The organism is Phenylobacterium sp., from assembly GCF_965229015.1.
In the GTDB taxonomy this organism is placed as follows: Bacteria; Pseudomonadota; Alphaproteobacteria; order Caulobacterales; family Caulobacteraceae; genus Phenylobacterium.
Window position 1 is genome coordinate 1112998 of sequence record NZ_CBDDIM010000002.1, and the last position, 16799, is coordinate 1129796.

20 protein-coding genes and 1 pseudogene are annotated in these 16799 nt (G+C 70.3%); 7 read left to right on the top strand and 14 right to left on the bottom strand.

All coding sequences use genetic code 11. The features are described from left to right. Positions 1 to 2: 2 nt before the first annotated feature. Together ACO06I_RS21675 and lgt are read right to left on the bottom strand one after the other, a co-directional pair. Positions 3 to 1058 (bottom strand): class I SAM-dependent methyltransferase, encoded by a 1056-nt coding sequence (locus ACO06I_RS21675; protein WP_421934695.1) that lies wholly within the window; start codon positions 1056 to 1058, stop codon positions 3 to 5. A gap of 58 nt (positions 1059 to 1116) precedes the next feature. Then, positions 1117 to 1947, bottom strand: a pseudogene (lgt, locus tag ACO06I_RS21680) (prolipoprotein diacylglyceryl transferase); the annotation flags it as partial. 84 nt (positions 1948 to 2031) lie between these two features. On the opposite strand from lgt, the gene ACO06I_RS21685 reads away from it, so the two are divergent. Next, a complete protein-coding gene (locus ACO06I_RS21685; protein ID WP_421934696.1) occupies positions 2032 to 2280 on the top strand; it encodes an accessory factor UbiK family protein in 249 nt (82 codons plus the stop codon). A 154-nt stretch (positions 2281 to 2434) separates the two neighbouring features. Continuing rightward, positions 2435 to 2938, top strand: a complete 504-nt coding sequence (locus ACO06I_RS21690) for a YbjN domain-containing protein (protein WP_304824620.1) — start codon at positions 2435 to 2437, stop codon at positions 2936 to 2938. Here ACO06I_RS21690 and ACO06I_RS21695 read toward each other — a convergent pair. The 3 genes from ACO06I_RS21695 to ACO06I_RS21705 are packed head-to-tail and all read right to left on the bottom strand — an operon-like array spanning position 2935 to position 5173. Continuing rightward, on the bottom strand, positions 2935 to 3717 hold the full coding sequence (locus ACO06I_RS21695; RefSeq protein ID WP_421934697.1) for a glycosyltransferase: 783 nt from the start codon (positions 3715 to 3717) through the stop codon (positions 2935 to 2937). The genes ACO06I_RS21690 and ACO06I_RS21695 overlap by 4 nt on opposite strands. Beyond that, on the bottom strand, positions 3714 to 4622 hold the full coding sequence (locus tag ACO06I_RS21700; RefSeq protein WP_421934698.1) for a Gfo/Idh/MocA family protein: 909 nt from the start codon (positions 4620 to 4622) through the stop codon (positions 3714 to 3716). Before ACO06I_RS21700 ends, ACO06I_RS21695 begins: the two co-directional genes overlap by 4 nt. Next, entirely contained in the window at positions 4619 to 5173 is a 555-nt protein-coding gene (locus ACO06I_RS21705) for a dTDP-4-dehydrorhamnose 3,5-epimerase family protein (protein ID WP_421934699.1), read from the bottom strand. Before ACO06I_RS21705 ends, ACO06I_RS21700 begins: the two co-directional genes overlap by 4 nt. A gap of 146 nt (positions 5174 to 5319) precedes the next feature. On the opposite strand from ACO06I_RS21705, the gene proC reads away from it, so the two are divergent. Beyond that, entirely contained in the window at positions 5320 to 6111 is a 792-nt protein-coding gene (gene proC, locus ACO06I_RS21710) for a pyrroline-5-carboxylate reductase (RefSeq protein ID WP_421934700.1), read from the top strand. A 1-nt stretch (position 6112) separates the two neighbouring features. Here the strand turns inward: proC and ACO06I_RS21715 are convergent, their stop codons facing one another. From ACO06I_RS21715 to ACO06I_RS21730, 4 genes are read right to left on the bottom strand one after another with little or no spacing between them, the layout of a single operon-like run. After that, on the bottom strand, positions 6113 to 6547 hold the full coding sequence (locus tag ACO06I_RS21715) for a DUF2147 domain-containing protein (protein ID WP_421934701.1): 435 nt from the start codon (positions 6545 to 6547) through the stop codon (positions 6113 to 6115). 60 nt (positions 6548 to 6607) lie between these two features. Beyond that, the gene (locus ACO06I_RS21720; RefSeq protein ID WP_421934702.1) at positions 6608 to 7954 is read right to left on the bottom strand and encodes an ATP-binding protein; all 1347 of its coding nucleotides are present in this window, start codon (positions 7952 to 7954) and stop codon (positions 6608 to 6610) included. Further along, positions 7954 to 8661, bottom strand: a complete 708-nt coding sequence (locus tag ACO06I_RS21725) for a response regulator (RefSeq protein ID WP_421934703.1) — start codon at positions 8659 to 8661, stop codon at positions 7954 to 7956. The genes ACO06I_RS21720 and ACO06I_RS21725 overlap by 1 nt, the downstream gene beginning before the upstream one ends. After that, positions 8661 to 9140, bottom strand: a complete 480-nt coding sequence (locus ACO06I_RS21730) for a MarR family winged helix-turn-helix transcriptional regulator (RefSeq protein WP_421934704.1) — start codon at positions 9138 to 9140, stop codon at positions 8661 to 8663. Before ACO06I_RS21730 ends, ACO06I_RS21725 begins: the two co-directional genes overlap by 1 nt. A 77-nt stretch (positions 9141 to 9217) precedes the next feature. Here ACO06I_RS21730 and ACO06I_RS21735 point away from each other — a divergent pair, with 77 nt between their 5' ends. After that, entirely contained in the window at positions 9218 to 10105 is an 888-nt protein-coding gene (locus ACO06I_RS21735; RefSeq protein ID WP_421934705.1) for a branched-chain amino acid aminotransferase, read from the top strand. Here ACO06I_RS21735 and ACO06I_RS21740 read toward each other — a convergent pair. The 5 genes from ACO06I_RS21740 to ACO06I_RS21760 all read right to left on the bottom strand — a co-directional run bounded on the left by ACO06I_RS21740 (position 10102) and on the right by ACO06I_RS21760 (position 13396). After that, positions 10102 to 11103, bottom strand: coding sequence for a tetratricopeptide repeat protein (locus ACO06I_RS21740; RefSeq protein ID WP_421934706.1), 1002 nt, complete (start codon positions 11101 to 11103; stop codon positions 10102 to 10104). The two genes, ACO06I_RS21735 and ACO06I_RS21740, sit on opposite strands and share 4 nt — an antisense overlap. Positions 11104 to 11249: 146 nt before the next feature. Continuing rightward, complete coding sequence (locus tag ACO06I_RS21745; RefSeq protein ID WP_421934707.1) at positions 11250 to 11654, bottom strand: DUF4870 family protein; 405 nt, start codon at positions 11652 to 11654, stop codon at positions 11250 to 11252. Between the two features lie 62 nt (positions 11655 to 11716). Beyond that, positions 11717 to 12226, bottom strand: coding sequence for a hypothetical protein (locus ACO06I_RS21750; protein WP_421934708.1), 510 nt, complete (start codon positions 12224 to 12226; stop codon positions 11717 to 11719). Between the two features lie 4 nt (positions 12227 to 12230). Then, entirely contained in the window at positions 12231 to 12578 is a 348-nt protein-coding gene (folB, locus tag ACO06I_RS21755) for a dihydroneopterin aldolase (RefSeq protein WP_293493948.1), read from the bottom strand. 83 nt (positions 12579 to 12661) lie between these two features. Then, positions 12662 to 13396 (bottom strand): SDR family oxidoreductase, encoded by a 735-nt coding sequence (locus ACO06I_RS21760; protein ID WP_421934709.1) that lies wholly within the window; start codon positions 13394 to 13396, stop codon positions 12662 to 12664. Positions 13397 to 13613: 217 nt separating this feature from the next. Between ACO06I_RS21760 and ACO06I_RS21765 the strand changes: the two genes are divergently transcribed. The 3 genes from ACO06I_RS21765 (at position 13614) to ACO06I_RS21775 (ending at position 16763) form a co-directional block, all read left to right on the top strand. Then, positions 13614 to 14198, top strand: coding sequence for a YdcF family protein (locus ACO06I_RS21765; protein ID WP_421934710.1), 585 nt, complete (start codon positions 13614 to 13616; stop codon positions 14196 to 14198). Between the two features lie 62 nt (positions 14199 to 14260). Further along, complete coding sequence (locus ACO06I_RS21770) at positions 14261 to 15190, top strand: SMP-30/gluconolactonase/LRE family protein (protein ID WP_421934711.1); 930 nt, start codon at positions 14261 to 14263, stop codon at positions 15188 to 15190. Between the two features lie 133 nt (positions 15191 to 15323). Next, positions 15324 to 16763 (top strand): aldehyde dehydrogenase family protein, encoded by a 1440-nt coding sequence (locus ACO06I_RS21775; RefSeq protein WP_421934712.1) that lies wholly within the window; start codon positions 15324 to 15326, stop codon positions 16761 to 16763. Positions 16764 to 16799 lie beyond the last annotated feature (36 nt).

The following is a 16799-nucleotide window of genomic DNA, read 5'->3' on the forward strand; positions in this document are numbered from 1 at the left end:
CTTCAGGTCTCGAATCCGGGCGGGACCAGGCCCGGGGTATGGATGCAGGCGGCCTTGAACAGCTCGCCCATCTGATCGGGGGAGACCAGCCGCTCCAGCTGCCGCTCGATCACGTCGCTGCGGTCGGGACGGGCGCTGCTCAGCGCCTCGGCCCGCGCCCCGATCCCCAGGCGCACCAGGAACTCGCCCTGGGTCAGGATCGGCGCCGTGGCCGCGCCGGCCCGCGCGGCGGCCGCCAGCACCGCCGGGAAGTCGGCATGGACGGTGAGATCGGCCTCGCCCGGGCTGGCCAGGGGACTCTCCTTCCGGTGCCGGCGCAGGGCCTGCAAGGTGTCGCCGAAGCCGGGCGCGTCGCGGCCATAGTCGATCAGCAGGGCGGCCCCGCCGTCGGCGGCGATGCGGTCGCCGATCTCCGAGCCCAGGGCCTCCTGGGCCGGCGACTGCTCCAGAACCGCGCCCACCGGCGCGTCGGGCAGGGCGGCGCCCAGGGGGGGGGCGGCGAGGCCGAAGGCCAGGTCGCCGGCCTCGTCCAGTCCCACCATCCGTTCGGCCCAGCCCTTTGGGGCGCGGACGAACTGGCGCGGCGGCAGGCAGTCCAGCAGTTCGTTGGCGATCAGCAGCATCGGCGCGCCGGCGGGGACCTCGGAGAGGGACGCCGCCCACCGCACCCCGTCCCCCAGCAGCGCCTTCTGCCGGGCGATCAGGGGTTGCGAGGTCTCCACGAGCCAGACCTCCGCCGCGGCGCCGAAGGCCGGGGCCAGACGAGAGGCCCGCAGCATGTCGTCCATCAGGGTCCCGTCGCCGGGGCCCATCTCCACCAGATAGACCGGCGAGGGGCGGCCCAGCCGTTCCCAGCAGGCCACCGCCCACAGGCCGATCAGCTCGCCGAACATCTGGCTCACCAGGGGGGCGGTGATGAAGTCGCCCTCCGGTCCCAGGGCCGGGCGCGTGGCGTAGTAGCCGTCCCGCGGATCGTGCAGGCAGGCGGTCATGTACTGGGCCACGCTCATCGGCCCGCTCTCGCGGACCTGGGCGATCAGCCGGTCACGCAGGCCCATCGGCTTCGATCTTGAACGGGTCCGGTTCCGGCGGCTCGCCCTCGACCACCTCCTCGACCTGCGCCTCCAGCCCGACCAGGGGCTCGGGCAGGGGCTCGCTCATGCCGCGCCAGATCAGCCAGGCGCCGGCCAGGATCATCGGGATCGACAGGATCATCCCCATGGTCAGGCCGAAGGGGAAGTCGGGCATGCCGACGTCGGGCTCGCGGACGTTCTCCAGCGCGATCCGGCAGATGGCGTAGCCGAGGAAGAAGATCCCCGCCACGACGCCGCGCCGGTTCAGCAGCTTGCCGCGATGGGTGGCGATCCGCAGGACGACGAACAGCACCAGGCCCTCCAGCAGGGCCTCGTAGATCTGGCTGGGGTGCCGGGGCAGGATGCCGGCGCCCGGGAAGACCATGGCCCACGGCACGTCGGTGGGCCGCCCCCAGAGCTCGCCATTGATGAAGTTGGCGATGCGCCCGAAGAACAGGCCGATCGGCGCGGCGGCGGTGATCAGGTCACCCAGGCGGAAGACGTCCACCTTGTTGACCCGCGCGAACAGCAGGGTCGCCACCAGCACCCCCAGGGTCCCGCCATGGAAGCTCATCCCGCCCTTCCAGGTCTTGAACACCTCCAGCGGCGCGTCGGTGATCATGGACGGCGTGTAGAACAGCACGTGGCCCAGACGGCCGCCGACGATGATCCCCAGGGTCAGCCACAGGATCAGGTCGTCGATCTGGGCGACGCTGGCCGGCGGTCCGCGCAGCGGCCAGAGCGTCTGGTTCTTCACCAGGGCGGTGATGTAGCGCCAGCCGATCAGGATGCCCGCCACATAGGCCAGGGCGTACCAGCGGATGGCGAAGGGGCCGATTTGGATCAGGACGGGGTCGATGTCCGGGAAGGGCAAGGCCAGGGCGCTCCGAGAGGATGTCCTCGCGGTTTAGACGGAAACCCCGTGGCTTTCATCCCCTCCGATCCCATATAAGGAGGTATGCAGACCCAGAACCCCTTCCTCGACGAGATGGCCAAGCTGACCGGAGCCGCCATGGGCCTCGCCCAGAGCGCCGGCGAAGAGGCCAAGGCCGCGTTCCGAGCCCAGGCCGACCGCATCGTCGCCGAGCTCGATCTGATCCGCCGCGACGAGTTCGACGCCCTGAAGGCCGAGATCGCCGCCCTGCGCGCCGAGATCGCCACGCTGAAAGGCGCGGCAGCGCCGAAGAAGGCCGCCAAGAAGGCCTGATCCGCGGCAAATCGACCGGAACACAAGAATGTGGCTCGCCCTCCGGAAGAAGCCGGTGACAGGGCGGCCGCGAACCAGATTAGTTTCAAGATCGCAGGCGATTCGGGGCGCGCTCGCTCCTCCGGACGCCGTACGCGAAAGGACCACGGGTCTTATGGACACGCCTCAGTCTGACGAAGACGTCCTGCTCGCCCACGACCCGCTCGATGTCGTTGAGCATGTTCTGCAAGCCGAGAACCTCCAGTTCGACCGCACCGAGGAAGGCGACCTGGCCTTCACCCTGGCGGGCGACTGGAAGGACTACGAACTCTGGTTCGCCTGGCGGCCGGAGGCCGACTGCCTGCAGCTCTGCCTGTCGGTGGACATCCAGGTCCGCCCCGAACAGCGCGCCGCGGCCTTCGAGCTGGTCTCGACGGTCAACCAGCGCGTCTGGCTCGGCCACTTCGAGGTCTGGGACGATGGCGAGATCGTCTTCCGTCACGCCATGGCTCTGATGACAGGCGAACGCCCGACGCTCGCCCAGGCCGCGGCCATGATCGACGTGGCCATGGAAGGCGCCGACCGCTTCTACCCGGCCTTCGACTTCATGGCCCGGGGCGGCAAGTCGCCGGCCGAGGCCATCGCCGCCTGCATGTTCGACACCGTCGGCGAGGCCTAAGCCTCGTCATAGGCCAGTCGGCCGTTGGTGATGCGCGGTCCGCCCGGGCCGTCCTCGATCGTCAGGTCGAAGCGCAGGCCGCGACGGATGCGCTCCATCCATTTGAGCGTCTCGGCCTCGCGGTCGGCCAGGTCCATGCCCACCCGCAGGGCGTCAGCCATGTGAACCGTCTGGATAGTGGTCCGCGAGCCGACGAGGATCGGGTCCAGGGCCAGGAACTTCCGCCACATGTGCAGGTCCGTCCAGATATCGGGCGGGGCCGGCGCCCAGCCCACCGGCAACCGCCGATAGGTCGACATGCGGTAGCCAACGTCGCTCGGCCCGAAGAAGTTGAACCGCTCGCGCAGCATGCGCTCGCGCACCGCCTGGTCCTCGAGCCGATAGACCGAGTGGGTCCAGGGGCGGTCGGGATAGATCTCGACGGCGGTCAGGGCGCCGAACTCCACGGACTCCAGCAGGGCGGCCATCTCCCGCAGGTGATGGCGCAGCCACAGGTCGTCGTCGGCGATCTGGCAGACGAAGTCCCCCCGCGCCCCCTGCAGCACCTCGTGCCGATAGGCCTCCCCGAACCGCTCCCCCTTGGGGAAGACGCAGGCGGTGATGCGGGGATCGGCGGCGGCGAAGGCGCGCGCCGCCTCGGCGGTGGCCTCGGGCGCCCCGTCGCAGATGATGAACAGCTCCCAGTCGGCCTCCGACTGTCCCAGCACCGTCTCCACGGCGTAGGGCAGCAGGACCGGCGGGCGGTGGATCGGCAGCAGGATGGAGAAGCGGGGCGTCATCGCGCCGACAGCGCCGCCGCGCGCAGGGCCTCCAGGGCCGCGACCACCGCCGCCCCGGCCCGCGCGTCGGTGGGCGGCGGCGGACCGCCCTTGAGATGCTCCACGAAGGCCCGCAACTCCTTGATCAGGGGCCACTCGGTGTCGATGGGCCGGCGCTCCACGATCTCCGGATCGTGGCGCTCCCCGGGCGGCGCGGCGCCGCGCACCACCGCGATGTGGTCGGCCAGGGGATCGTCCAGCATGGCCAGGCCGTCGCGGAACATCACCCGCACCTTGCGCTCGGTCCCAGGCCAGCAGGCGCTAACCTCCAGGTGGCCGAAGGGCGCGTCCCCCAGGGTGGCCACGATCCCCTCCATCTGGTCGCCCCGCAGCACCGCGCGGGCGGCGGCCACCGGCGGCAGCTCCCCCAGGATGGCCTGCAGGATGGTCAGATCGTGGACGGCCAGCTCCCAGACCGCGTCGGCGGCGGCGGCCGGCTTGCCCCATTGCAGGCGGCGGGTGAACGCCCCCTGCACGGGCCCCAGCTCACCGCTGCGCGCCAGGGCGGCCAGGGCCTGGACCCCGCCGTGATAGGCCCACTTGTGCATGACGAAGAGCTGGCCGCCCAGGGTCCGCGCCAGTTCCCGGGCCGCGGCGGGGTCGGTGGTCAGCGGCTTCTCGCAGAAGATCGGCTTGCCGCGCGCCGCCAGGGCGGTGACCACCGCGGCGTGGGTCGGGGAGGGCGTGGCCACCACATAGCCGTCGAGGCCGGGGTCCAGGGCGTCGAGTCCCGCCACCACGGCGCGCGCGCCCTCGATGGGATAGGCGCTCCCCGGCTCGGCGACATCGACCTCGCAGCCCAGGACCCTCAGGTCGCGCAGGATGTTGCGGCCCCAGTAGCCGCAGCCCACCAGTCCGATCCTCACGGCGAGACCGCCTCGAACCGGGCGAGCAGGTCGCGGAAGCCGCCGGCCTCCCGGTCGCGCGCCGAGAGGATCGGGTTCACGGCCGGGAAGGCCAGGTCGTGGTCGGGATCGTCCCAGCGACAGGCCAGGTCGTCATCGGCGTCCCAGGTGTGGCTCAGGCCATAGACCAAGGTCCCCTCGGCGACGCAGTGGAAGCCGTGGGCGATTCCAGGCGGGATCAGCAGGGCGCCGCCGGTCAGGTCCAGCATGGCGGTCCGCCCGAAGCTCGCGCTCTCGCGGCGAAGATCCCGCAGACCGAAGACGAACCGCCCCGACAGCACCACAAGGTAGTCCGTGTGCCGGAAGTGCAGGTGCACGCCCCGGAGGGAATTATTCGCGCAACGGGAAACATTCCACTGGGAGAGCTGAAGATCGGAATGCCATTCCTGACGGTAGATTTCAGACAAGTCGCCGCGATCGTCCGCATGATACTGGAGATCACGCAGAGTAACACCCTCAGGTAGCAGCCGGCTTGCTGCGCGGGATTGAGGCTGGGACAGAGGGTTGTTCATGCTGGCGAGGTTCTTTGTAACCTTGGAGCATATGTTCGTAGCAACCGCCGCGCGACGCGCCTAGTGCGCAAATCCGACTCCTCGCCAAGCTGACTTGGCCCGCCTCATCGCCTAGGGTGCGCCCTCCCTGACGCCTGGAGCGCGACATGACACCCATTCTGATCCTGGGCGCGGGCCGCATGGGCGGGGCCCTGATCCAGGGCTGGCGCAAGGCCGGGGCCTTTTCCCCCGCCGACCTGATCCTGCGCGATCCCCACCCCACTGAGCTGGCGCAGGCGATCGCCCGCGACGGCGCGCGGCTCAATCCCTCAGACACGGCCCTCGCCGAGGCCAGGACCGTCCTCCTGTCGGTCAAGCCGCAGCTGTGGCGCGAGACCGCCGCCGAGGTGTCCAGCCTGCTCCACCCCGACGCGGTGATCGTCTCGGTCGCCGCCGGGGTGCGCTCGGCCGACATCGCCGCCGCCTTCGGCCGCCAGGTCGCCCGGGTCATGCCCACCACCGCCGTGGCCATCGGCCAGGGGACCACCAGCATCTACGCCGCCGAGGCCCAGGCGCGGGCCCGGGCCCACGCCCTGTTTGGCCCGGTCGGGACGGTGGTCGATCTCGACGACGAGGAACTGATGCATGCGGCCACCGCCGTCTCGGGCTCGGCGCCGGCCTATCTCTACGCCTTCATCGAGGCCCTGGAGGCCGGCGGCGCGGCGGCGGGCCTGCCGCCGGAGGCCGCCCAGCGCCTGGCCCGGTCCACCATAGCCGGCGCCGCGGCCCTGCTGACGGAGAGCGGCGAGGAGCCGGCCGAGCTGCGCCGCCAGGTCACCTCGCCCGGCGGCACCACCCAGGCGGCCCTGGAGGTGCTGATGGGGGAAGGGGGCCTCACGCCCCTGCTGCGCGACGCCGTGGCCGCGGCCGTGAAGCGCTCGAAGGAACTGGGCGCCTAGATCACCGCGTCCAGGTCTGGGCCTGGCAGATCGGGCCGATGCAGCCCTCCACCTTCAGGGCGCCATTGGGCATGGCGCTGAGCTTGGAGCCGTAGGTCTTGCCGCTGCCGGGGTCGTAGATCTTGCCGCCGGACCACTTGCCCGGGCCGGCCGGCTTGAAGTCGCGGATCAGCTGCAGGCCCAGCACCGTGCGGGCCCGCAGGGCCGGGTCGGGGTTGTTGGTGTCCTTCTGCGGCGCTCCGCTCTTGTCCTTCGGGTTCTTCATCCAGACGATGACGCCGCAGGCCTTGCCGGCGTCGGCCGCGCAGGGGGCGACGCGGACCTTGGCCGAACCGCCCTGGGTCAGCCAGTCCCCCATCACCGGATCGGCGGCCTGGGCGGCGGTGGCGCTCAGCACGCAAAGTGTGGCGGCGGCGGCGAGATGGACAAGTTTCATGAGGGCGTCCCCGATTTTCCCAAGCTGAACCATGATCGCCTGAACATGGGCTGAACGACCCTATCCCGGCAATCTGACGATGGCGCGCAGTCCGCCCATCGGCGAACGGGCCAGGGTGACGTCCCCGCCATGGCCGCGGGCCACGTCGCGGGCGATGGCCAGGCCCAGGCCCACCCCCTTGTCGTTCTGGTTGCGGGACTCGTCCAGGCGGCTGAAGGCCTTGAAGGCCTCCTCGTAGCGGTCCTCCGGGATGCCCGGCCCGTCGTCGTCCACCGTGATCTCCACCCCGCCGGCCGTCCGGGCCTGGGCGTTGACGACGATGTGCTCGCCATGGACGGCGGCGTTCATCACCAGGTTGGAGAGCGCCCGCTTCAGCGCATTGGGCCGCACGCTGGCGGTGAGGTCGTCCTCGCCCGTGACGCTCACCTGGGCGCCGGCCCGCACCGCGCCCTCGCTGACCTCCTCGATCAGGCCGCGCAGCCGCACGATCTCCACGCCCTCGCCGCCCTCGCCGCGGGCGAAGGCCAGGTACTCGTCGATCATGTGCTCCATCTCGGAGAGATCGCGCTTCATCTCCCCGGTCCGCTTGGTGGGCTCGGCCAGGGCCAGCTCCAGTTTCAGGCGGGTAAGCGGGGTGCGCAGGTCGTGGCTGACGCTGGCCAGCAGGGCGGTGCGCTGGTCCAGGTGCCGCTGGATGCGCGCCTTCATGGCCAGGAAGGCCTGGGCGGCCTGGCGCACCTCGCGCGCGCCGGTGGGCTTGAAGAAGGGAACCTCCACCCCGCGCCCGAAATCGTCGGCGGCCGAGGCCAGGCGTTCGATGGCGCGCACCTGGTTGCGGATGAACAGGATGGAGATGGCGGTCAGCAGCAGGGTGGCCACGGTCATCCAGAGGACGAAGATGTGGCCCTGGGTGGCGATGGCCCGGTCGCGCGGCGCCAGCACCCGCATCACCCCCTGGGGGGTCTGCACCCGGATGTCGACGTAAGCCGGGTAGCGGGTCGTATCGAACCAGAAGGGCTGGTCGATGCGGCCGGCCAGGGCCTTTTCCAGGGAGCGGTCCACCACGGCGAACAGGGCGGGCCTGCGGCCCACCGGCAGGTTGCGGCCGGTCTGGAAGGCGAGCGACAGGCTCATGGACCGCTCGGCCCGGTCGGCGATGCGGGCGAAGCTCTCCGGGGTGGGGTCGTCCTGATAGCTCTCCACCGCCCAGGCCACGTCGCCCGCCAGCCCCTCGGACAGGCGGCTGGTCACCGCCTGCCAGTGGGCGTCGAAGAACACCCAGGTCACGGCCACCTGCATCAGGGCCACCGGCAGGATGATGATCAGCAGGGAGCGGCCGAACAGGGTGGTCGGCAGGCTGCGCTTGATCAGCCGCTGCATCCGGATGGGCGACAGCCTCAGGCGCATCAGTCGGGCGCCAGCAGATAGCCCACACCGCGCACGGTCTGCAGATAGCGCGGGGTCTTGGGATCGGTCTCGATCTTGCGGCGCAGGCGGGTGACCTGCACGTCCACCGCCCGGCCGGAGGGATCGACGGTCTCGCGGGCCAGCTCCAGCCGGTCCACCGGCTCGTGCGGACTGCGGGCCAGGCGCTTGAGCAGCGCCACCTCCGCCTCGGTGAGCCGCACCGGCGCGCCGTCGCAGCTGAGCTCCCCGCGCTCCAGGTCGAACCGGCAGCGGCCGAGCGAGATCGGCCCGCCCCCGTTCGATCCCGGCCGCCCCTGGGCCCGGCGCAGGATCGCCTCGATGCGCAGCAGCAGCTCCTCGGGCTCGAAGGGCTTGTTCAGATAGTCGTCGGCCCCGAGCTTCAGCCCCTCGATCCGGTCCTCCGGCAGGCCCCGCGCCGTCAGCATCAGCACCGGGGTGCGGCCGGCGATCCCCTTGCGCTCCCGCAGCCACTTGGTGAGCGAGAACCCGTCCTCGCCCGGCATCATCACGTCGAAGACCGCCAGGTCGAAGTCGAGGGTCTCCATCAGCTTGCGCGCCGCGGCCCCGCCCGGGGCGGCGGTGACCCGGAACCCGGCCCGCGCCAGATACTCCTTCAGCAGCTCGCGGATGCGGTCGTCATCGTCCACCACCAGCAGGTGGCGCTCTCCGGCCTGGGTGTCGGTCATCAGCCCAATGTCCCCGTCTTGGTGCGCCCGCCGGCGAGCGCGGCCAGGATACGCCGCGTTCCGGTCACCCCGTCTAGTCCGCCGGTGCGATAGGCCCGCGCCAGCTGGCCGCGCAGGCGTTCGGCGATCCGGCCCTCGAAGGCCGCGCCGGCCGCCGTCAGGCTCACCGCCCGGCGCCGGCCGTCCAGCTCGCCCTGGGCCTTTTCCGCCAGGCCCTTGGCCTCCAGGTCGCTCAGCACCCGGCTGGCGGCCTGCTTGGACAGGCTGGTGATGTGGGCCAACTCCTGCACCCCCAGGCCGGGCCGCCGCTTCAGCAGGAAGGCCGCCCGCCAGTGGGAGCGGCCCAGGCCCCCGGCCTCGGCCTCCAGGCCCGCGTCCACCCCGGCCCACAGGGAGGCCTCCGCCAGCATCAGCAGCTCAAGCCCCGCGTCCAGCTCCTCGTCGCGCAGCACCAGTCTCGGATCGGCCACGGCGCTCATCGGCCTGTCCCATTTTGTTTGACGTCGCAGGCGCGGAGGTTTGTAAGGAGGCGTTCCCCATAGGAGGTCTCCTTCCCATGTCTCTCGTTCCCTTCGACGACCGCGATGGATGGATCTGGCTCGACGGCCAGTTCACGCCCTGGCGCGAGGCGAAGGTGCACGTACTGACCCATGGTCTCCACTACGCCTCGGCGGTGTTCGAAGGCGAGCGGATGTATGGCGGGGAGATCTACAAGCTGACCGAGCATACCGAGCGTCTGTTCAAGTCGGCGGAGATCCTCGACTTCGAAATCCCGTTCACGGTGGCCGAGATCGATCAGGCCTGCAAGGACACCTGCGCCAAGAACGGCCTCACCGACGCCTATCTGCGCCCCATCGCCTGGCGCGGTTCGGAGATGATCGGGGTTTCGGCCCAGAACACCAAGATCCACGTGGCCATCGCGGTCTGGGACTGGCCGAGCTACTTCAAGCCCGAGGAGCGCGCCAAGGGCATCCGCATGTGCTGGGCCAAGTACAAGCGCCCCTCGCCGGAGACCGAGCCGGTCCACGCCAAGGCGACGGGCCTGTACATGATCTGCACCATCTCCAAGCACGCCGCGGAGAAGGCCGGCTACACCGACGCCATGATGCTCGACTACCGCGGCTACGTGGCCGAGAGCACCGGCTCCAACGTCTTCTTCGTCAAGGACGGGGTGCTGCACACCCCCACCCCCGACTGCTTCCTGAACGGCCTCACCCGCCAGTCGGTGATCGCGCTGGCCCGCTCCAAGGGCGTGGAGATCGTCGAGCGGCACATCAAGCCCGAGGAGCTCTCGACCTTCACCGAATGCTTCGTGGTGGGCACGGCCGCCGAGGTGACCCCGGTCTCCGAGATCGGCGAATACAAATTCACCCCCGGCAAGCTGTCCCTGACCTTGATGGACGACTACGCCCGCATGGTCCGCCGCGAACTGGTGGCGGCCTAGACCATCACCTTGGCTTCGAGCTCCGCCAGCCGCCGCCGGGTGACCGCCAGGTCCTCGCCGTAGGCGACGGGGTCGGCCGAGGCCAGGGCCCCGGAGATGTCCAGGCTCTCCCGGTAGAGATCCAGCGCCCGCACCCGGTGTCCGCGGTCCTCGCGGGCGTCGGCCAGGCGTTCCAGGGCGAGCGTCAGGGCGCGCCGGGCGCCGACGTCCGAAGGGACGGCCTCGACGAGACCGCGGCGCAGGGCGAGGGCCTCTTCATAGGCGTCCACCGCCCCGTCCAGCCGGTGCTCCTCATAGGCCACGTCGCCGACATTGGTGAGCGCGTCGGCGAGAGCCGCGGGGTCGCCGATCTGGCGGGCCAGGCTCAGCGCCTCGTCATAGGCCTCGGCGGCCTGGTCGCTCAGGCCCTGGGCGCGGGCGAAGTCCCCGGCGTCCTGGGCGGCGATGCGCCGCTCCTGATCATCCCCCGCCAACGACGAAAGCCGCCGGACGATGTCGGCGGCTTCTGACCAGCGTTCGGCCCTGGTGTGGTCGTGGAGCGCTCGCCTGGCCTCGGCGAAGGCTCCCGGAGCCCCGGGCGGCGCGCCGGAATCGACCGCCGGTTCGGGGACCGGCTCGGCCGCGGGCGGCTCGGTCAGGGCCACGGTCTCGGCCTCGGCGACAACGGCGGCTTCCGGCGCGTGGCTGGCGTGGGTGGAGCCGTGGTCGTGGCTGGCGGCCGGCGCAGGGTCGGCGGTGAAGTCGACGGTGACCGGCGGACCGCCCTTGCGCCGCGTCTTGCCGCCGGAGGGGCCGCTCGGCCCCTTGGGCATCAGGGCGGCGATGAACAGCAGGACCCCCAGGCCCGCGCAGGCGGCGGCCACGAACATCCGCAGGGTCTCGAAGGCCCCCAGCGGGATCGGGGGAATCCGCCCCTCCAGCCCGCCCGGAGTGAGAATGGCGTAGGCGACGCCTCCGAGCGCCAGCCCCAGCAGCATCCCGATGATCCGACCCAGCATACGAATTCCCCCGGCCGTCCGCCCCCCAGGCGCCGACCGGTGAAGGTTCGGGACCCGGGGTGGGGGGCGTCGAGGCGATGCAACCCGCAGGGGAGGCGATGGCGCAGATCCGCGCGCTTCTTGGGCGAAGCGCGCGGAATCTGCCTCTAAAACAGCCAGTTCAGGGGGCGGGGATAGGCCTCGTCGCGCGACAGGTACATCAGGCCGAGCACGCAGCGGACCGCGAACCAGATTCCCACCGCCCCGCAGATGAAGAAGCCGAGCATCAGGAACGGCACCCCCACCAGGATCAGCGAGAACACCCCGCCGAACAGGACCAGCAGGCCTCCGATGATCGCCCAGGCGATGGTCAGCCAGAAGGTGCGGATCAGGAAGGTGTAGTGGCTCTCCATCTTCGGGCCGGCCGTGGCGCGGTTCGCATAGGCGATGATCAGCCCGATGAACACGGTGAACCCGCTGGCGAAGGTCAGCAGGTAAAGCACATAGGACACCACCGGCAGGGTCTTGTCTTCGGCCAGGCCGGAACTGCCGATCTCCACGCGATCACTCATGACGGGCTCCTCTTCGTCTCGTCTCTGAGGATCATGTGGCCCTGATTTGGCCCGGCGCCAGTTTAATTCGCGTCCATGTTCTGGTGGGCGCGATCGAGCCACGGCAGGGCGCCCGCCGCCAGGATCAGCACGAAGACCAGGCGGGCGGCGAGCGCCACCCCCAGCGTCCAGGCGCCGGCCGTGGCGGCGAACAGCAGCAGGGCCACCGCGCCGGCCCCCAGCAGGCCGATGGCCCAGATCAGCGGCTCGGCCAGGGGCGTCCCGGCGTTGCGGAACCGCGCGCCCGGCGTGGTCACCGCCGCCGTGCCGGCCACCGCGCCGATGAAGGCGCTGAAGGAGGCCGCCCGGTTCTCCGGCCTCAGGCCGCGGCCGTAGCTCATGGCCGGGATGGTCAGCTTGCCGCGGGCGAAGGTCAGGATCGCCCCGCCCTCGGCGCTCCTCAGGCTGCGCAGCTTGTCCAGGCCGTAGCGCCGCTCGCGTTTGCCCCGCCGCTCGACGATCTCGCCGCCCTCCAGCGTCCACACGGTCTCCCCCTGCAGGGGCGAGAGCCGGGCGCTGTGGGAGATGGCCATTGGCTTAGCCGCGGACGACCGTGATCTCGACGCCGGCCGCGGCGGCATGGGGGGCGAGCGCCAGGGGCTTTTCCACCCGCACCCTTGCCCGCGTCACCCGCGGATCGGCCAGGCAGGCGCGGGCCAGCCGTTCGGCGAAGGCCTCCACCAGGCCGATATGGCCCTCGGCGGCGATAGCGCGGGCGGCTTCGCCAACCATCTCGTAGTTGACGGTTTCGCTGAGGCGCTCGGCGCCGGCGGTGGGAACGTCGAGTTCGACGTCGACCACCAGGGGCTGGGCCTTGCCCTTTTCGTGGGAATAGACGCCGATCTGGGCGTCGACCTTCAGTCCGGTGACGAAGATCTTGGTCATGACGATGCGGCCCGCGGCCGCTGGCGTGGCTTGAGTTTCGGCGGGAATCTCCTGGATCGGCGAGAGGGCCAAGGTGGTCTCCTTCAGGTCAGGTGCTGACCGGAATCGACAGCGACCATCTGGCCCGTCACCGACCTTGCGTCAATCAGATAGGCCAGGGCCTGGCCGATCTCGGCCGGTTCCACCGCGTGGGCGAGCGGCGTGGCGGCCACCTCGGCGGCGAAGGCGGCGGCGTCCTGGTGGATGGAGGCCAGGGTCGGGCCCGGCCCGATGCCGTTGACCCGGATGCGGGGCGCGAGCGCCTGGGCCAGCATCTTGGTGGCGCTCCACAGGGCGCTCTTCGACAGGGTGTAGGAGAAGAAGTCCGCCCCCGGCGCCAGCACCCTCTGGTCGAGGATGTTGACGATCAGACCGCTGCGGTCGACCGGCAGCCGCCGGGCGAAGGCCTGGGCCAGCACCAGGGGGGCGCGGAGATTGGTCTCCATGTGCGCGTCCCAGGAGGCCCGGTTCAGGCTGGCCAGGCTGTCCTCCTCGAACACCGAGGCGCAGTTCACCAGCAGGGTGACGGGGCCAAGCTCGGCCTCGACGTCGCCCACCATGGGGGCGGCGGCGGCTTCCTGGCGCAGGTCGCAGGGATGGAGATAGGCCTTGCGGCCCAGGCTGCGGACGTCTGCCGCGGCGGCCTGGGCGTCGTCGTCGACGGCCCGGCAGTGGATGGCGACGTCATAGCCGGCGCGGGCGCAGGCCAGCACCAGGGCCCGGCCGATCCGCCGCGCGCCCCCGGTGACCAGGGCCGCGCCGCGCGTGGTCTCCGGCATGGCGGACGATCAGTCCAGGCGGCCGAACTCGAAGAGGTTCAGGCCGCCGATCACGACGAGGAAGGCGAGGATGGTGTAGATGGCGACCATGGTCGGGCTCCGGTTGTTGTGTGGGCTTTAGCGAGCGTGACGCGGAGCCGCAACATGGTTCGTAACCCGGCTTGATTTGCGCGCGTTCCCGATGGCCCGTTGAATCCCACGGAACGGGGAGGGGCCGGTGCGCCAGGACGACGAAGAGCTGAGCGAGGATCTGATCGCGGAGATCAATCGCGATCACCTGATCACCACCCCCATCGAACCCGCCGACCTGCTGTTCGTCTTCGGCACCCGCCATGGTGTCCCCGAATTCGTGGACGCCGCCGCCCGGCTCTGGCGGGACGGCTTCTTCCGCTGGGCCCTGGTGAGCGGGGGAGCGACGCCGGGGGGCGAGGGCGACGAGGCTTGCGTCCTGGCCGACCTGATGATCGCCGCGGGCATCCCCGCCGAGGTGATCCTGCTGGAGCGCAAGGCCGGCAATACGGGAGAGAACGTCATCTTTTCCCTGCCGATCCTCGAGGATCATGTCGGCCTGGCCAACATCGGCTCGCTCATCGCCCTGGGAAAGGTGTGCACCTCCTCGCGCTACCTGATGACCCTCCAGCGCCATTGGCCGCAGGTCCGCAAGATGCTGTATCCGGTGAACCATTTTCCGCACCCGGTGCAGGAGTGGCCGCACCGGCCGGAGCTGCGCGCCAAGGTCCTTTCGGAGTGGCGCAAGATCGCGGCCTATCGCCAGGCGGGTTTCATCGCCGATCTCGCTTGATATCGGACTTGTCTCTGGCAGGCCTGCGGCCCCAAGCTGCAAGAAAAGCCCGAGGAAACCCCATGCCGCTCACCCCCATCGCCCCCGAGAGCTTCGCCAAGATCGCGCTCGGCATTGACCGGCCCGAGGACGTGGTGGTCGGCAAGGACGGCCGGGTCTTCGCGTCGGACCACCAGTGCGCGGTGGCCGAGATCTTCTCCGATGGGACCTTCAAGCGCCTGGGCCCGAAGGGCGGCGCCCCCAACGGCATCAACATGGACCCGCAGGGCCGGGTGCTGATCGCCAACTTCGGCATCTATGACAGGGAGGAGGGGCCCCTGCAGCGATTCGACCCCGCCACCGGCCAGCACGAGACCCTCGTCGCCGAGGTGGGCGGCAGGCGCCTGACCAGCGCCAACTATCCGGTGCTTGACCGCGCCGGGAACATCTGGTGCGCCAACTCCACCCACGCCGAGACCTGGCCCCAGGCCCTGGACGGCCGCACCGACGGCTTCATCTTCGTCCTGCGCCCCGACGGGTCCACGCAGATCGTCGCCGAGGGATTGAAGTTTCCCAACGGCATGGCGCTGTCGGCCGACGAGCAGACCCTCTACTGCGCCCAGACCAGCGGCGCCGACGTCATGGCCTTCCCGGTCCTGCCGGGCGGCAAGCTGGGCGCGGGCAAGCGCTATGGCCCGGTCCTGGGGAAACTCCAGCAGCCTGGCCAACCGGCGCCCGACGCCGCCGACCTCGGCTATACCGACGGGGTGGGGATGGACGCCGAGGGCAACCTCTGGGTCTGCCTGCCGGCCGCCAACAAGGTGGTGGCTGTCACGCCCAGCCTTGAAGTCGTCACCGTGATCCACGATCTGTCGGGCGGGATCGTCAACCACCCCACCAACATCACCTGGGGCGGCGCCGATCTGAAGGACCTCTATATCGGCTCCATCCGCGCGGGCTACGTCCTCAAGGGGCGCAGCCCGGTGGCCGGCCAGCCGCACGTACATCAGTGAGATTCACCCCCATGCCCTTGCGGAATACGGCATTGGGGGCTTCCCCAGTGATCAACGATCACTAAAATGCTTGTTTGAAGTCCGGCGGTGACGCCCGCCGGCGAGCCATCAACGAAATCCCGGGAGGACGCCCATGCGCGAGTACCTGAAGTTCTACATCAACGGCGAGTGGGTCGATCCGGTCGAGAAGAAGACCCTCGACGTCATCAACCCCGCCACGGAAGACGTCTGCGGCAACATCGCGCTCGGCGGCGCCGCCGACGTCGACAAGGCCGTCATGGCCGCCCGCAAGGCCTTCCCGGCCTGGAGCCAGACCACCCGCGAAGAGCGCCTGGAAGTGCTCGGCCGCATCCTGGCCGAATACCAGAAGCGCTTCGGCGACCTGGCCACCGCCGTGACCGAGGAGATGGGCGCCCCCGCCAACCTCGCCCAGCGCGCCCAGGTTCCGATCGGCATGGGCCACCTGGCCACCGCCGTCGAAGTGCTCAAGACCTTCAAGTTCGAGGAGGACCGCGGTCCGACCCTGCTGGTGAAGGAGCCCATCGGCGTCTGCGGCTTCATCACCCCCTGGAACTGGCCCCTGAACCAGATCGTCTGCAAGGTGGCCCCGGCCATCGCGACGGGCTGCACCATGGTCCTGAAGCCCTCGGAAGTGGCCCCGTTCTCCGGCCAGATCTTCGCCGAGATCATGCATGCCGCGGGCGTTCCCGCCGGCGTCTTCAACCTGGTGCACGGCGACGGCCTCGGCGTCGGCGTCCCGCTCTCCAGCCACCCGGAAGTGGACATGGTCTCCTTCACCGGCTCCACCCGCGCCGGCATCGAGGTGGCCAAGAACGCCGCCCCGACCGTCAAGCGCGTGGCCCAGGAGTTGGGCGGCAAGAGCCCCAACATCGTGCTGGACGACAGCGCCTTCGCCAAGGGCGTCGCCCGCGGCGTGGCCACCATGATGACCAACTCCGGCCAGTCCTGTAACGCGCCCACCCGCATGCTGGTCCCCAAGACCCGCATGGACGAGGCCATCACCGTGGCCCGCGAAGCCGCCAGCCAGGTCACCGTCGGCGACCCCAACGGCAACGCCCAGCTCGGCCCGGTGGTCTCCGAGGTGCAGTTCAACAAGATCCAGAAGCTGATCCAGGCCGGCATCGACGAGGGCGCGACCCTGGTCTCCGGCGGCGTCGGCCGTCCGGAAGGCCTGGACAAGGGCTACTATGTGAAGCCCACCGTCTTCGCCAACGTGAACAACGAGATGACCATCGCCAAGGAAGAGATCTTCGGCCCCGTGCTGTCGATCCTTGGCTATGACACCCTCGACCAGGCCATCGAGATCGGCAACGACACCGAGTACGGCCTGGCCGCCTATGTTCAGGCCGAGGACCTCGAAAAGGCCCGCGGCGTGGCCCGCAAGCTGCGCGCCGGCCAGGTGTCGATCAACGGCGGCGGCGGCGACATGATGGCCCCCTTCGGCGGCTACAAGATGAGCGGCAACGGGCGCGAGTGGGGCGACTTCGCCTTCCATGAGTTCCTGGAGACCAAGGCCATCCTCGGCTACGCGCCGAAGCCGGCCGCGGAATAAGTCATCGCATAGTCTGACCTTCCAGACCCCCGGGGC

Bases quoted from the DNA above. Each gene is read 5' to 3' on its own strand.
- ACO06I_RS21760 (WP_421934709.1), bottom strand. From the start codon at position 13,396: ATGCCGGAGACCACGCGCGGCGCGGCCCTGGTCACCGGGGGCGCGCGG.
- ACO06I_RS21715 (WP_421934701.1), bottom strand. From the start codon at position 6,547: ATGAAACTTGTCCATCTCGCCGCCGCCGCCACACTTTGCGTGCTGAGC.
- ACO06I_RS21730 (WP_421934704.1), bottom strand. From the start codon at position 9,140: ATGAGCGCCGTGGCCGATCCGAGACTGGTGCTGCGCGACGAGGAGCTG.
- ACO06I_RS21745 (WP_421934707.1), bottom strand. From the start codon at position 11,654: ATGAGTGATCGCGTGGAGATCGGCAGTTCCGGCCTGGCCGAAGACAAG.
- ACO06I_RS21740 (WP_421934706.1), bottom strand. From the start codon at position 11,103: ATGCTGGGTCGGATCATCGGGATGCTGCTGGGGCTGGCGCTCGGAGGC.
- ACO06I_RS21725 (WP_421934703.1), bottom strand. From the start codon at position 8,661: ATGACCGACACCCAGGCCGGAGAGCGCCACCTGCTGGTGGTGGACGAT.
- ACO06I_RS21735 (WP_421934705.1), top strand. From the start codon at position 9,218: ATGTCTCTCGTTCCCTTCGACGACCGCGATGGATGGATCTGGCTCGAC.
- folB (WP_293493948.1), bottom strand. From the start codon at position 12,578: ATGACCAAGATCTTCGTCACCGGACTGAAGGTCGACGCCCAGATCGGC.
- ACO06I_RS21675 (WP_421934695.1), bottom strand. From the start codon at position 1,058: ATGGGCCTGCGTGACCGGCTGATCGCCCAGGTCCGCGAGAGCGGGCCG.
- ACO06I_RS21685 (WP_421934696.1), top strand. From the start codon at position 2,032: ATGCAGACCCAGAACCCCTTCCTCGACGAGATGGCCAAGCTGACCGGA.
- ACO06I_RS21695 (WP_421934697.1), bottom strand. From the start codon at position 3,717: ATGACGCCCCGCTTCTCCATCCTGCTGCCGATCCACCGCCCGCCGGTC.
- ACO06I_RS21690 (WP_304824620.1), top strand. From the start codon at position 2,435: ATGGACACGCCTCAGTCTGACGAAGACGTCCTGCTCGCCCACGACCCG.
- ACO06I_RS21770 (WP_421934711.1), top strand. From the start codon at position 14,261: ATGCCGCTCACCCCCATCGCCCCCGAGAGCTTCGCCAAGATCGCGCTC.
- ACO06I_RS21705 (WP_421934699.1), bottom strand. From the start codon at position 5,173: ATGAACAACCCTCTGTCCCAGCCTCAATCCCGCGCAGCAAGCCGGCTG.
- ACO06I_RS21750 (WP_421934708.1), bottom strand. From the start codon at position 12,226: ATGGCCATCTCCCACAGCGCCCGGCTCTCGCCCCTGCAGGGGGAGACC.
- ACO06I_RS21775 (WP_421934712.1), top strand. From the start codon at position 15,324: ATGCGCGAGTACCTGAAGTTCTACATCAACGGCGAGTGGGTCGATCCG.
- ACO06I_RS21720 (WP_421934702.1), bottom strand. From the start codon at position 7,954: ATGCGCCTGAGGCTGTCGCCCATCCGGATGCAGCGGCTGATCAAGCGC.
- proC (WP_421934700.1), top strand. From the start codon at position 5,320: ATGACACCCATTCTGATCCTGGGCGCGGGCCGCATGGGCGGGGCCCTG.